We start from the raw sequence: 14,890 nt of genomic DNA on the forward strand, positions 1-14,890 counted from the left end.
TTAAATTCACTGAAATATTATTTTTTTTTAATATTTTTTTTATTTTTCTTTAAAATTAATTAAAAGTGGAAAAATAATTCATAATAATCAGATATATTTATTATAATCTGATGATCAGGCGAGGGGGAATTGGATATGGGTTCATTTAATGAATGTATGCAGGAATATAGAAAACAGTTAGAGAAAGGTTGTATTCAGGAGGCATATGGGGGATTAATGGGATATATAATGGATTTGAGAGTTTATTTTAAAAATAAATATCCCCAATATTTTGTGTCAGGTATCTATCAGGGATATATGGATATGACCTATTTTTCCTTTTCCCCAGAATCATTAAAAAGCCGAAAACTGAAAATTGCCATAGTTTTTATCCATGAAACATTTAGATTTGAAGTTTGGTTAGCAGGATACAATAAAAACGTTCAAAACAAATACTGGAAACTGTTTAAAGAAATTGATTGGAATAAATACCATATTCCGCCAACTACAAAAGGTGTGGATTCTATTATGGAGCATATTTTAGTTGAAAATCCAGATTTCAGTGATTTGGATAGTTTAACAAAGCAAATAGAGACTGGAACATTGGATTTTATTAATGATGTTGAGAATTTCTTATTAAAATCGGGGTAATTTAGATATTTTTTTGGTTTGCTCTTAAGGCCACGAAAAATGGAACATAAGATGAAAATAGGACCAAAATATAGGAAATTCAAATTAGAAATCGCAACTAATAAAATGAACAAAATAAAAAAATGAACAAAAATAAAGTTATGTTTACCAGTTGTAAACATCTTCTGGGGGGATCACGATGGCCCCACTCTTTTCCAGGGCTTTGACCCCGGCATTTATATCCTCGGGATGGAGTAATACTATGGCTCTTTCTTCTTTTTCATCCACAAAGGCGTAAAGATAATCCAGGTTTATATCCGAGTCATCCAGTATCCCCAGGATGGTGCTGAGCCCTCCGGGCTGGTCTGACATCTCCACAGCGATAACATAACCCATCTTCACCACGAAGTTGTTATCTTCCAGGATGCTTTGAGCTTTATCAGGTTCCGGTACAATTAACCTTAAAATACCGAAGTCTGAGGTGTCAGCAATGGATAGGGCCCGGATGTTGAAGCCAGCATCAGACAGAACATCCAGTGCATTCCTCATTCTACCCTTCTTATTCTCCAAGAATATTGATAACTGTTTTATTTTCACTCATATTCCCCCATTAACTTTCGTGTTGGAGTAACTCCCAACTACAGTCCTTTTCATCTAATTTACCCATGAATTTTATTAGTCACTATTTAGTTCCCGTTTATCAATAACCCGAACTGCTTTTCCCTCACTGCGGGGCAGTGTCTTTGGTTCTACCAGGGTAACCTTAACTCTTAAACCGATTTCATTGTGGATGTATCCTTCAATTTTCTTCTTAATTCCAACCAATTCTTTGACCTCGTCGGAGAAGAGGTTAGGGGATGTTTCCACCCGTACTTCCAGTTCATCCAGGTGATGTGGGCGGGTGGCGATTATCTGGTAGTGGGGTTCAATACCATCCATCTTCAGGAGTGCCTTCTCAATTTGGGATGGGAACACTGCCACTCCACGAATCTTAAGCATATCATCAGTTCTTCCTGTGATACGGTCCATCTTAACCATGGTGCGTCCACAGGAGCAGGAGTTTCTCTGTAAACTGGTAACATCCTTGGTTCTAAAACGAATTATGGGCATTCCTTCCCGGGTTAAATTGGTTAAAACCAGTTCGCCCTTTTCACCATCATCCAGTACTTCCTGGGTTTCAGAATCAATAATCTCCGGGTAGAAATGATCTTCCATCACATGCAATCCATCCTGCACTGGACATTCCAGGGCAATTCCCGGACCCATAATCTCAGTAAGTCCATATATATTGTAGGCTGGTGCATTGAAACGTTTCTGGAGTTCTTGGCGCATTTCTTCAGTCCACATTTCTGCTCCGAATCCAATGGATTTCAAATTAAGGTCATCAGGGGTCACACCTTCTTCCTCAGCCACTTCGGCCAAGTAGAGTCCGTAGGATGGTGTAACAATCAAAACACTGGTCTGGAAGTCCTTCATTATTTCGATCTGCCGGCGGGTCTGTCCAGTGGAAATGGGAATCACTGTGGCTCCAATGTTTTGGGCACCATAATGCACCCCGAAACCACCGGTAAACAGCCCGTACCCATGGGTGTTCTGGATTATATCATCTTCATCTACTCCGAACATGGTTAAACCACGTGCCATTACTTCGCTCCAGGTTTCCAGATCTTTACGGGTGTACCCTGACACGGTAGGTTTTCCAGTAGTCCCGGAGGATGTGTGGACTTCTACAATCTCTTTTTGGGGCACAGCGAACATTCCAAAGGGGTAGGCTGCACGGAGATCATCTTTGGTGGTAAATGGTAATTTCTGGATGTCTTCCAGGGTTTTAATATCCTCTGGCTTAACACCCTGCTCATCAAAACGCTTTTTATAGTAAGGAACATTCTCATAGGCATATTTTACAACAGCCTGTAACCTTTCAAGCTGTAGTTTTTTCATCTCCTCTCTAGATTTAGATTCAACTTCTTCATTCCACATCATTTTTCAAATCCCACCGGCCATATTTTAGATTATTGGTTAAATTCCTTTCTCGTAAGCCTAATTTCCAATTAGATATTGATAATACAAATTCACTTAGCAAATATTTCCTTAACCTGTATGGAGTTATATATTTACGTGAAAACTGTTTATCACCGTGTCCATCTCGGATTTATAGTCCAGAAGGGCTTTATCAAAGACAAAGATAATGAAATAAGCAGTGTTATTCTTTTGTAAGGCAATTCCACGGGTGGTGAAAACCTTATCTCCCGGCTTGTAGTTTGCTTCCAGTTCATAAGCAGTGGCATTGTCAATAGTTAAATCTCCTTCATAATAGATTATGCCCTTTTCCAAAATGTTTGAACGCCATTTAGCTACTTTGTAGGTGAAATTCCGGGTAAGCAATTCTTCCTGTAAGATGGAAAAACTGTTATTTTCATCCTGGGAAACGGAAACAATCAGGGAAGAAGACGTGCCATTGGTAACATTCCAACCTGCAGGATAATCAAAAGAGATGTTACCATTATTATAATGATTTGTAGAATTAACAACGTGTTGGGTGGTGTTGTTACCAGTATTAGTTTGGTTTTTATCACCCGCAATCCATAGCGCCGCGCCAGCAACCAGAATAATCAGAATTACAATTCCAATAATACTCCAAACGGGTTTTTGCCCCATAGTTTTAAGGAATTTTGTTCTAATGTCTTTAGAACTGGATTTTTCATTAGCTTGGGTGTGGGGAACTCTCAGTTTACGGGGGCCCTCCTTTTCATGTTTCCCTGTACTGATTTTATTGGGTTTAAACGAGGAAACTTTACTGGAAAGGGAGCTCTCACCCTTTTTCAATTTAAGAGAACTCACTTTCTCCTTAATATCGGCACGTGCCTTTCCCAATTTGGATGAATCTCTCTCACTATTACCATTTTCTGGTCTTCTTAATCGAGGCGGCCCATCTTCGCTCAATTATTTCACTTTCCTTTTCCAATTCTATTAATTCATTAATCTAAAGTTGATTTAATCCTATCTATTTTAACCTTTATCTATAGTGTATTAATGGGAGTTTATTGTTAACATTATTTAAATTTTGATGGATGGGGTGAAGGTTTCTGGATTAAAATCTTAATTCATATGATAAATTTAACTGGATTAATATTAACTGGCCTCCACAAGTCAAAGTATATATAGGGTCGCCAGAAATTCAATAATCGTGATTAATAATGATAAAATTGTTATAAGAGGATAGGTTGTGATTAAGTGGACTTAATGGTATTGACTGTTGTTGTTTTGATATTTCTCCTGATAAATGGGTATATAGGATACATTGCATGGCGTAGGACCAAGAGTGCCGATGATTACATGGTGGCGGGCAGGGAAACCCACCCCTTCATCATGGCTCTGAGTTATGGGGCTACCTTCATCAGCACAGCGGCTATTGTTGGATTTGGAGGAGTGGCTGCCAATTATGGGATGGGCATCCTGTGGCTGGTCTTTCTAAACATCCTGGTGGGGATATTCATAGCCTTCGTATTCTTTGGTAAACGAACCCGAAGAATGGGACACAATTTAAATGCCTTAACCTTCCCTGAATTTTTATCCCGACGTTTTAACAGCCGATTTATTCAGTACTTCTCCGGGGCAGTTATCTTTATTGGAATGCCCATCTATGCCTCGGTAGTTCTGGTGGGAATGGCCCGCTTTGTGGAAACAACCCTGCAGCTTGATTATAACATAGCTCTGGTGGTAATGGCAGCCATTGTAGCCATTTATGTTATTTTTGGGGGAATACGTGGTGTCATGTACACCGATGCCCTGCAGGGAAGTATAATGTTCTTTGGGATGATATTTTTATTGGGTGCAATTTACTGGATGTTAGGGGGTGTGGTTGACGCCAACCAGGCCTTAACCAATCTGGTGAATATTGTACCGGCTAATACAACTGCGGCAGCCACTGCCACAGGATTCACGGGCTGGACTTCCATGCCTGCTCTGGGGAGCACTTTCTGGTGGACACTGGTATCCAGTCTGATTATGGGTGTGGGTATTGGAGTATTATCCCAGCCCCAGCTCGTGGTCCGTTTCATGACTGTCAAATCTAACCGTGAATTAAACCGAGCAGTCCTGATTGGTGGGGTTTTCATATTCGTGATGACCTTCGGGGCCTATGTGGTGGGTTCACTTTCCAATGTCTACTTCTTCCAGACAACCGGCCAAACTGCAGTTCAGGCTGCGGGGGGAAACCTGGATAAGGTCATACCAACCTTCATCGCCGCGGCCATGCCTTTATGGTTTGCTTACCTATTTATGGTCGCCCTCTTATCCGCAGCCATGTCCACCCTCTCGGCCAATTTCCATGTGCAGGGAACAGCATTTGGGAGGGATATCTATGAAACCATTGTCAATAAAACTGGAATATCCTCGGTAAGGGTAGCCCGGATCGGGATCGTTATTGCGGTGATTATTGCGGTGATTATGGGATTCATCTTACCAGCCAGTGTAGTGGCAGTAGGAACCTCCATGTGGTTCGGAATCACGGCTGCAGCATTCCTGGCAATATACGTGGCTGCAGTCTACTGGAAAAGGGCCACCAAGGAAGGAGCAATTGCCGGATTACTGTCCGGAACACTGGTCAGTTTATTCTGGATTATATTCGGTTACAAGAAAACAGCTGAGCCACTGGGGATTTCCAAAGCACTTATGGGACATTCCACTATCATAACCTCGGTTCCCTGGCCCACAGTGGATCCCATGGTGATTGCCCTACCAGTGGCTATCATTGCCACCATTGTGGTCAGTTTACTCACCAAACCTCCAGAAAAGGAATTTGTGGATAAATGTTTTGAAGGTATAGACACGGCCAAGGGAAAATAATAGAATAAATGGAATTAGTAGGTATATGATGAAATTAGGTTAGGAATTAGGTTATGGGGAAATTAGGTAGGTTATGAAATGGATTATGAAAGATAAGGTAGGATTAACCATGAAAATCCAACCGTTCCTTTATAAAGAATCCGATAAAAAAACCTGGGATGATGTTTTCCAGAGTCCCTGTCCAGTTAAAGTAGAGAGCTTCAAAACCGGGACAGTGATAATTAACCGGAAGGGAACTATTAATCCTCATCACCCCTTGGCTGTTGATATTGTCAGTCAAGAACTGGAAGTGCCCATCCTGGCCCACTGGGTCCACCACCAGGAAAAGGGTGATTTTCTTCTGGATGTGGGATTGGATTCATCCTACTTCGCCCATCCCCGTGGGGGATTAGAGGGAACTGCAGTTGATGAATATCAGCAGGATAGGCACGAAAATATAGCCCATCACCTGAAAAACAATGATATCAATCCCCAAATGGTTTTTTTAAGTCACTTGCACAGTGATCATGCAGCAGGAGTCAGGGAACTATCTAAAAACATCCCTTATATAACGGGAAAAGGGGAATACCAGGAATACCAGCCCCAAATACACGGTGACTTCTTAGAGGGGCTGGAAGAGTTACTGGAAATCGATTACTCCCAGGCACCGGAAATGCCCCTGCTAGGTGCCAGTGTGGATCTGTTGGGTGATGGGTCGCTATGGGCCATCCATACACCGGGACACACCCCTGGACACAGTTCTTTCCTGGTGAATGGATTGGGGGGTCCTGTTTTACTGACCATGGACGCTGCGTTCATCCACGAAAACCTGGAGAGGGGTGTGGCCCCCAGTGACTACACCTGGAATGTGGATCTAGCCCAGAAAAGTCTGGAGAGAATAATCAATTTTTTAGGGGAGTATCCTCAGGTTAGGGTGATCGCTGGTCACGAGATATTAAAGCAGTTTTAAAATTTTTTTAAATGTCATTCATATAACTAATAACTTACCTGAAAATAATAATTATTTAAAAGTTTTAACTTCTTTTTTGTTTTATAAATGCTCCGATAGCTCCACAGATGGCACCAGTAAATCCATATAAGATAATAAAGCCCATCAATGTTCCTATCATAAGAAGACCAAATTCTGTATTGGTATTGCTTGGCAAAATAATACTTATGATATTGCCAATGTTGACTGCTATGAACCCACCGATGAATCCGGCTAATGCTCCATGAACAGCACCATTCTTGTAATCTCTATCAACTGAGTAACCAACACATAGTGTAGCTATTATGCATCCAATTAAACCCAATAAAAAACCAAGAAATGCAGTTACAATAATTCCTAATATTAAAGTATTCCAATGAATCCTTTTCATTTTTATTGAATTCCCATTTTCAACTTCGAAATTATCAAAATAATCCAATTCCCCACCACATTCACATTGAAAATCTCCAAGATTATCACTAGAGTTCAACTGGTATTCTTTTTCACATTCTTTGCATTTTGCAATTACCAAATTTAATCGCCCCTTATAATTAATCTAAACTTGTTGTTAATTAAGATATATTACAAAAATTTGGAATTCAATTACGTTGGCCTAAGACTAATTTGAGAACCTTTCTATGTAATTTATAGATCAATTATATTTTAAAAAAAACAGCGATTTAGTCAAGGGATATTTGAATTAAATATATAAGGGTATTACATTACTTAACTTATTTCTTCTTTCTATTCTGGAATGCTTTTTGCGGACACCTTTGGTCGCAATGTAGGGTGGTCGCTGTTCATGAGGGCTGGAAATAATTTTAAAATTTACAATTCAAGAATATAATGAAATACCCTATTTTTATCATGCAGTTGACCTATTTATTGATGGCTGAGCCGATGGTACCACCAATGGCCCCTACAATTGCATACAGGATTATGGCTATGATGGCTTCTATTACTCCTGTAACTGGCCAAAGCTGTTTTGCTATGTCTCCTAACCCGATGAGGTATAATACTAGTATGATTAATCCACCTATAATACCGCCAACCATACCAACTAGTGCTCCATGTATTGCACCGTTTTTATAACCTTCATCAGCTTTGTAACCGACAAATATCGTGGCTATGATAAATCCAATTATGCCTCCGATATCCCCTGCAACTTCTCGAAGAATAAGCCATAAGATTAGTGATAACACTAATCCCCTTCTCACAGTACCCCATTTTATTTCTACCATATTATAACACCTTCAAACCATGATAATAATGAATTTGAATTCTGAAAAAAATGTAACTATCGGAGTATCCGAGGTGTCATTGGAAAGAGTAATAAAAAATTAATTACCAGCGTTTTTAGTTCCATCTGTGAACGATGTTATGCTTATTAATTTTTAAATTATACTATAGGCAAACTTTTATAAAATAATTGTGATTTATATTTGTGATTAAAGAATTTTTTTTAGAAAAATATTATCATTAATTTTTATTAGTGATCACAAATAGGTTATCCGTGGAATTCTCTTATAAAAATGCGTTATGCGGACACTTTTGTCTGCAATGTGGATGGGCCTAGAATACAGTGTACTATTGAAAAATTTTTATCTAGAGTGGGTACTAATAAACAAATTTATTATAAGTAACTTTATCAATAAGAACTGAAAGGAAAAATTTATTATTAATCAGATATGTTTCATTTATATTTAAATTTGTGGGGAAATGATTAAATGGAATCTGTTGGAAAAATAAAAAAAGCAATAATAACCTTTTTAATTTTGAATTTCGGTTTAAGCAGTATTTTTTATTATCTTATGGTTACCGGAGGGAATAGCCAGTTTTATGTTTATCTTGTAATGTGGTGCCCCGCAATTGCCGCCATAATAACTAGCTTAATTTTTTATAGGAGTATTAGAGAGTTTGGATGGAGACCGGGTAAGGTTAAATATCTTATAGGAGCTTATTTCATTCCCCTAATTTATGCTTTGGTCTCTTTTGGTTTTTTCTGGATTTTAAATCCCGGCACCTTAAAAGGAGGGATAGCTCCTATTGGGGTGTTTATGGCGGTGATATCTGGGACTTTAACTTGTGTCCTGACTGCTTTGGGGGAAGAAATTGGTTGGCGTGGTTTCCTTGTACCTCAGATGGCCAAAATAACATCATTCACCAAGGTGGCGTTAATAACTGGAATTATTTGGGCTGTCTGGCACTATCCGGGAATGATATTTGGCATATATAATGCAGATACTCCTTTATGGTATGCTCTGCCAGTGTTTACTGTAGCGATAATTGGAATGAGTTTTTTACTGGCATGGTTCCGTTTGAAATCGGGCAGTCTGTGGCCAGCAGTGTTATTCCATGCCAGTAATAATCTATTCTTGCAATTCATTTTTGATCCAATGACCATGCAAACCGGGATAACCAAATACTATTTAGGAGAAACCGGAGTCTTCACTGTGGTAGCTATCTTACTGTTTGCATTCATTTTCTGGACATGGAGAGATAAATTGCCGGATACTTTGATTAAGAAGGATCAGGAAAATAGTGTCAGTTAAAAATAAACTCTGAATTGAAAATTTGGAAGTGATGTGCGAAAGTGGGGGTATACGTATTAAACTTTTAGAAATGTTTTTTTAAATCAATAAATGTCCATTCCATATGATGTGGAACATTGAACCATATTTTTAATTCTTCAGGTTCTATTACCATTTGATAGGATGTTCCTTGATCAATAAAAGGCCCTCCTTTTTCAAGGGGCGTACTTATTATCTCTTTCATAGTTTCGGGAGTGATTTGTCCTTTATTCTTTTCATTAAGGGTTAAAATATTTGTTCTCCTGAGGATGCTCCAGGAGATGATCAGGTCCTCTTCACTTCCGGGTTGTATCGGTTCAAGTCCCCAGGATTGATTAACAAACCAATTGGTTGCTGTTAATGCACCATTTGCATCGGGTGTTCTCCTTTTATTATCTTGTGGGGTCTATTCATAGGAATAAGACCCATCATTACTGGCTACATTGATAATAATGCCTCCGGGGGTGTTTATACCCTGGAAATTTTTATCCAACTCATCCAGATCTGCAGACTTTTGAACCAATTTAAAAAGTTCTAAATTAGGATCAAATTCCAATTTTTCTTCTTCTTCTTCTTCTTCTTCTGGTTTTTTAGACAAATTTTTCTGGATATGTTCTAGAAATTCATTCCAGGATAAATTTGAATTATCTAATCGCTGAGCACATATTTCTCCGTTGTTTAACTCTAGAAAAACACCTTCTTTATTTAAAGCGGAGGTGACATAAACTGATCCTACATACCCTAATATTGCAACGGGTATAGTTCCATCATCGAAATTGTACACCACTACCTCTGTATAATTGGCTAAATCCGGGCCCAAATCATAGTTTCTTCCAGCTATCATGTGAGAATCTGTTGTATAAGGTCCCCATGTGGCATTAAATGAACATTGTCCCTGTGATTGTGCATTTAGCATGGTTTGTTGCATAATATAAAGTTCTTTCGTTATACTGGCAACTACATATGCTTTGTTTCCCAGCCCTGATGTCTCTGCAATCCCCTGAATGATTTCATTGTAGTTTGGATATAGTGCATATTTTTCCATATTTGGTTGTTCTAAATCCTTCAGATCCTTTATTTTGAAAGAGGATAACCAGGACGTATCCTGGCTCATGATTTGGTATATTTCATTTAAAACATCTTTACGTAAAGCACCGTACTGGCGGCCCATATCTCGATAACTTCCATGTAACTCAACCACATGAAAAGAACCATATTTGTAGAGGTTTCCTTCTTTATAAGTATCCACTAAGTAACCAAAGATTTTATCAGCTTGTTCTTTCATTATCTAGTCTCCCCCTCCAAACATATCATTTACAATCTTATATTTCAGGAATATTTATTCTATTCTAGAAAAACTTATGTGGACACCCTTTGTCTGTAATTAAGGTGTTCCAGTTTCACATGGTTTGAAAAATGTTTTACATAAATTTAATGGATTAAATCTAATTTAGCTATTTTTAGTGAATTACTAAATGAATTTATTATAGATTCCATTTAACCCTATTCAAAGGTCTAAATTGGGATTATTTGGAAAATAAGTTTTTTTTTTTTTAATGGTTTTAGAATATTTAGTCAATATTGGAATATTAATTAATTAAATTTGAATTAACCAATAATTAACAAAATCAATTCATTAATTCAATCATTAGATCTTTTAAATATTTTTAAAAAAACAGCCCTTTTTGAGAAATGAATTTCAGCCTGGGTATTGTAACTTTTAAACAAGCTTTCAAACTCCATTGCCATAATTTTAGCCATATTAATGCCTAAATTGTTAGTTATGATTATGGTATGGCAGTCATCATTTTCTATATGATTTATGGTGTCTTTGGGACCTAAAATATTCATACCCATGATTATTCCATCGACTAATTCCTGTAAACTTAACTCTTTAATCGGTTTATTATACCACCATTCACATGTGAACTCCAATGGTTTTTGATCATTAACATATTCTCTAAAACCCTCAATATCAGCAGTTTCTAATAACATTCTAGCCGTGTTTTTATTGAAAATCACTAATAAATCTTTTATTTCTCTCCCTATCCTCATCCAAAACTTTTCTTCAATAGATAATGGGGGGTACTGTTTTGAATTGTTTTCCAAGCATTCTATGGCGGTTTCTAAGACTTTTTGTTGTGTTCCATGTTTTTCTACGTGCTTTTTAAGTAATTTGTAGTGTTCTTGGGAGATAGTAGTGTTAATACGACGTTTTTTCATATTTATAACTCCTTTTTCCCTTATTCTTTATTATTTTTAGTATTTTTTAATCCTTTCTTAAAACTTATCTTCACGTATAATATAAAAACATACGTATGTCATACGCATGTCGTGCAAATAAACTATAAATAATTGCGCATAAGAATAAACTTTTGAGAGAGACTTGCCAGTTAAATGCAAATTAACCGGAAAATAGCATATTAATTCTTTAGTTGGAGGATTGAAATTGGATAATAAAACTTTGGGTGGAATAATAATAATTTTTGTAATTATAGTAGGTGTAATAGGTGTAATGTTTTTTAATTCAACAAATCCGAAGACATCTGGAGTAAATACCCCTACTGTAAGCACAAATAACCAAACTATAAAAAATAATACCACCACTACTAATAATAATTTTTCTCCTTTATCTAACTCTGTTATAACTTTAATTCCATTCTCAAATTATCAATCTGCACCTACACCAAATCCAACACCTAAGCCTGACCCTACTCCGGACTCTATGGATCATATCATCAGTCTTTTTGATGCTTATCTTACATCTAATTATGATCAATCTTTGATACCGGGTATGGCGGTAGTTATAGTCCAAAATGGTAAAATAATTTACATGAATACATTAGGAGTAAAAGATCTATCTTCAGGGGAACCTGTTGATGAGAATACTTTATTTGGGATAGGTTCTAATACTAAGTCCTTTACGGCTGTCAACGTGGGACAACTGGTGAGTGCTGGATTAATGAGTTGGGATGATCCTTTATATAAATTCTTTAATGCTTCAGATTTCAAGTTGTACAGCGATTATGTCACCACTAATATGACCATCAGAGATGCTTTTCTTCATCGAAGCGGACTACCTACATATGATGGAGATCTTATATGGGCTGGATTTAATCAACCTTATTTGAATTTCACCCTAGGAAAACTTCGTTACAGGGAGAATAATACTCAATTCCGTAGTACATTCCAATACAATAACTTAATTTATGCTTTACCGGGTTATGCTACAGAAAGTGTGACTAACATGACTTGGAATGAATTTTTCGAGACAAACCTCTTGGAAAAATTGGGAATGACTACTGCAACTACTAGTTACTATAAATTTATGAATTCATCAAATCATGTTACTCCGTATTATCTACTTTCAAACGGTACCATGCTACCGTTTGAAGTTAATCCTGATACTATTGCCCCTGCAGGAGGTTTGTTCGTCTCCATAAATGAGATGAGCAACTGGTTGAAGTTCCAGATAAACGCTACAGGGTATTATGAGGGAGTTAAAATCTTAAATAAAACTGAGTTTGACGAAACACACACAGGACAAATGAAGATGAATGAATTATATAGTTATGGTTTTGGGTGGGGTATTGCCAATGACAATTCTTCTTTCAAACACAGCGGAGCTCTTGACGCGTTTAGAAGCCAGGTTACAATTTATCCATCAAAAGGTTTAGGAATAGTAATCAATACCAATGGAGGAGATTATGGTGGTGCCTTCAGAACAGCCCTAAATAATAAATTTATGGATTTATTAGGGGGTAATGAAATCAGTGATCCATGGCCTGCAGAAAAAAACAAAACTGCAGAGTCATTGAAACCTGTGCCGCCCACACCACCTATATATAATACTACACTGCCGTTAAGTAGCTTTGTTGGCGTTTATAGTAATGAGTTCTACGGAAACATAAACGTTACACTATCCAATAACAATTTGTACGGCTATTTCGGTGTTAATCCCAGACCATTTGAATTGGTACATTGGAACAACAACACCTTTAAAGACCCCGTCTTAGGCAATTATTTAACCTTCAATGATAGTGAAGGAAACGTTACACAATTAACTCTAAAACAACTATCCGAAGGAGTAGATGAAACTTCAATATTTAACCGTACAAATAGTACTTAGACATATAATGGAGGATCGCTTAATGGATATTAAAATTATAAGTGGAGTATTCCTGGTTTGCGCTATAATAGTTTTTGCAGGCATATTATTTTGTAATCATGATTTTAATACACCTCCAGTTAATAAAGCCACCAATAACACAACAAATAACAATATTACTAACACAACACCGTCAACCAGTCAATTGACTTTAACTGTGCTTCCATATAACCAGCTAAACTCTGCTCCTAGGCCCTCATCCTACTCAAATCCAAAGTCCGGGCCAACCCCTACTCCAGATTCTATGGATCATATCATCAGTCTTTTTGATGCTTATCTTACATCTAATTATGATCAATCTTTGATACCGGGTATGGCGGTAGTTATAGTCCAAAATGGTAAAATAATTTACATGAATACATTAGGAGCAAAAGATCTATCTTCTGGAGAACCAGTTGACGAGAATACTTTATTTGGAATATGTTCCATATCCAAACAATTTACTTCAACCAATATCGCCCAGTTAGTAGATAAAGGGTTGATGGGCTGGGAAGATCCCATAGCTAAGTACTATCGAGTTCCAGATGAATTCCTGTTGTACAATGATTTTTATGTCAGCAATAATATCACTATCAAAGATGTTTTGATGCATAACAGTGGATTAAGTAGGGAACTGGGAAATGAGTATCCTACATACTTTAATGATTCATTTGATGAGGCTATTTTTAAGCTCCGATACGTAGAGAATGCCACTGCTTTCCGCAGTACATATGCATATAATAGTTTGGTTTATGCATTGGGGGGTTATTGTGCAGCACAGGCAAATAATACTACTTGGAATGAATTAATCAGGGAAAACCTCCTGGATCCATTGGGAATGACCACTACAACTACTAGCTACGTGGATTTCTTGAATTCATCCAACCATGCCACACCTTATAAACTTCTTAAAAACGGCACCATGGTGCCCTATGATATTATCCCTGATCCAGTTGGACCCGCAGGAAGTATATACAGTTCCATAAGTGAGATGGCCAACTGGTTGGAGTTCCAGATAGCCGATACAGGCTACTATGAAGGCGTGCAAATTGTTTCTAAAAAGGAGTTAGATGAAACACGCACCCCACAGATAAATATTTCTGACCCCACTGAATCGGCCATGTATGGTTCAGAATATGGTCTAGGCTGGTTTATCCATCCTGAAGATGAAAATCTTCCATATTATATAAGCCACCCCGGAGATAGCACGGATTTCCATGCCCAAATTACAATTTATCCATCACAGAATTTGGGCATAGTAATATTGACCAATGGAGGAGTATATGCCAACAATTTCAGAAGTATCTTAGATTCTAAATTCAGGCAGTTATTAATTGGTAATGAAGATTTTGATCCATGGCCTGCTACTAAAAATGCACTTGACGCTGTATGGAAACCCGAGTCTCCCTCACCACCTTTAGTGGGTTCAACACTAAATTTAACTGGTTATGTTGGTGTTTATTCCAACATGGTCTGTGGAAACATAACTATCACATCATCAAACGACACTTTGATCTGTAATTATGGAACCAATAACCAAAACTTTAATTTAGAGCATTTCAATGGTGATGTGTTTAATGAACCGTACAACGATTTTACATTTAACTTCACCGACATTTCCAATGATAAGACTAATAAATTAGCAGTTTCACTGCCGGACTATACCACTTATCCATCTAACAGTACAACAACATTCAACCGTACCAATAGCACCTGAAACTCTCCTATTTTCTCTATTGTGAAGTTAGA

The 14,890-nt window shown here is 37.5% G+C and carries 13 protein-coding genes; 6 read left to right on the forward strand and 7 right to left on the reverse strand.

Annotated features, from left to right (window positions below):
- The first annotated feature begins 135 nt into the window (after window positions 1-135).
- Window positions 136-630, forward strand: coding sequence for a DUF7000 family protein (locus CIT02_RS11540; RefSeq protein ID WP_292614986.1), 495 nt, complete (start codon window positions 136-138; stop codon window positions 628-630).
- A gap of 144 nt (window positions 631-774) precedes the next feature.
- On the opposite strand, the gene CIT02_RS11545 is transcribed toward CIT02_RS11540, so the two are convergent.
- The 3 genes from CIT02_RS11545 to CIT02_RS11555 form a co-directional block, all read right to left on the reverse strand.
- The gene (locus CIT02_RS11545; protein ID WP_292612655.1) at window positions 775-1,206 is read right to left on the reverse strand and encodes an ACT domain-containing protein; all 432 of its coding nucleotides are present in this window, start codon (window positions 1,204-1,206) and stop codon (window positions 775-777) included.
- A 78-nt stretch (window positions 1,207-1,284) separates the two neighbouring features.
- Window positions 1,285-2,592: a phenylacetate--CoA ligase family protein gene (locus CIT02_RS11550; protein WP_292612656.1), complete on the reverse strand. Its 1,308-nt coding sequence runs from the start codon at window positions 2,590-2,592 to the stop codon at window positions 1,285-1,287.
- A gap of 123 nt (window positions 2,593-2,715) precedes the next feature.
- Window positions 2,716-3,552: a PsbP-related protein gene (locus CIT02_RS11555; protein WP_292612657.1), complete on the reverse strand. Its 837-nt coding sequence runs from the start codon at window positions 3,550-3,552 to the stop codon at window positions 2,716-2,718.
- Between the two features lie 300 nt (window positions 3,553-3,852).
- Between CIT02_RS11555 and CIT02_RS11560 the strand changes: the two genes are divergently transcribed.
- Together CIT02_RS11560 and CIT02_RS11565 are read left to right on the forward strand one after the other, a co-directional pair.
- Window positions 3,853-5,457 carry a sodium:solute symporter gene (locus CIT02_RS11560; RefSeq protein ID WP_394340416.1) on the forward strand — a complete coding sequence of 535 codons (1,605 nt, stop codon included), beginning with the start codon at window positions 3,853-3,855 and terminating at the stop codon, window positions 5,455-5,457.
- Window positions 5,458-5,530: 73 nt separating this feature from the next.
- On the forward strand, window positions 5,531-6,406 hold the full coding sequence (locus tag CIT02_RS11565) for an MBL fold metallo-hydrolase (RefSeq protein ID WP_292612659.1): 876 nt from the start codon (window positions 5,531-5,533) through the stop codon (window positions 6,404-6,406).
- 64 nt (window positions 6,407-6,470) lie between these two features.
- On the opposite strand, the gene CIT02_RS11570 is transcribed toward CIT02_RS11565, so the two are convergent.
- On the reverse strand, window positions 6,471-6,956 hold the full coding sequence (locus CIT02_RS11570; protein ID WP_292612660.1) for a DUF5518 domain-containing protein: 486 nt from the start codon (window positions 6,954-6,956) through the stop codon (window positions 6,471-6,473).
- Between the two features lie 346 nt (window positions 6,957-7,302).
- On the reverse strand, window positions 7,303-7,665 hold the full coding sequence (locus tag CIT02_RS11575; protein WP_292612661.1) for a DUF5518 domain-containing protein: 363 nt from the start codon (window positions 7,663-7,665) through the stop codon (window positions 7,303-7,305).
- Window positions 7,666-8,481: 816 nt separating this feature from the next.
- On the opposite strand from CIT02_RS11575, the gene CIT02_RS11580 reads away from it, so the two are divergent.
- The gene (locus tag CIT02_RS11580) at window positions 8,482-8,976 is read left to right on the forward strand and encodes a CPBP family intramembrane glutamic endopeptidase (protein ID WP_292612662.1); all 495 of its coding nucleotides are present in this window, start codon (window positions 8,482-8,484) and stop codon (window positions 8,974-8,976) included.
- Window positions 8,977-9,400: 424 nt separating this feature from the next.
- Here CIT02_RS11580 and CIT02_RS11585 read toward each other — a convergent pair whose 3' ends face one another.
- Together CIT02_RS11585 and CIT02_RS11590 are read right to left on the reverse strand one after the other, a co-directional pair.
- Window positions 9,401-10,279 carry a hypothetical protein gene (locus tag CIT02_RS11585; protein WP_292612663.1) on the reverse strand — a complete coding sequence of 293 codons (879 nt, stop codon included), beginning with the start codon at window positions 10,277-10,279 and terminating at the stop codon, window positions 9,401-9,403.
- A gap of 356 nt (window positions 10,280-10,635) precedes the next feature.
- On the reverse strand, window positions 10,636-11,217 hold the full coding sequence (locus CIT02_RS11590; protein ID WP_292612664.1) for a hypothetical protein: 582 nt from the start codon (window positions 11,215-11,217) through the stop codon (window positions 10,636-10,638).
- A 226-nt stretch (window positions 11,218-11,443) separates the two neighbouring features.
- Here CIT02_RS11590 and CIT02_RS11595 point away from each other — a divergent pair, with 226 nt between their 5' ends.
- Window positions 11,444-13,123 carry a serine hydrolase gene (locus tag CIT02_RS11595; RefSeq protein ID WP_292612666.1) on the forward strand — a complete coding sequence of 560 codons (1,680 nt, stop codon included), beginning with the start codon at window positions 11,444-11,446 and terminating at the stop codon, window positions 13,121-13,123.
- Window positions 13,086-14,858, forward strand: a complete 1,773-nt coding sequence (locus CIT02_RS11600) for a serine hydrolase (RefSeq protein WP_292612667.1) — start codon at window positions 13,086-13,088, stop codon at window positions 14,856-14,858. Before CIT02_RS11595 ends, CIT02_RS11600 begins: the two co-directional genes overlap by 38 nt.
- Window positions 14,859-14,890 lie beyond the last annotated feature (32 nt).

This window comes from Methanobacterium sp. BAmetb5, from assembly GCF_003491305.1.
In the GTDB taxonomy this organism is placed as follows: domain Archaea; phylum Methanobacteriota; class Methanobacteria; order Methanobacteriales; family Methanobacteriaceae; genus Methanobacterium.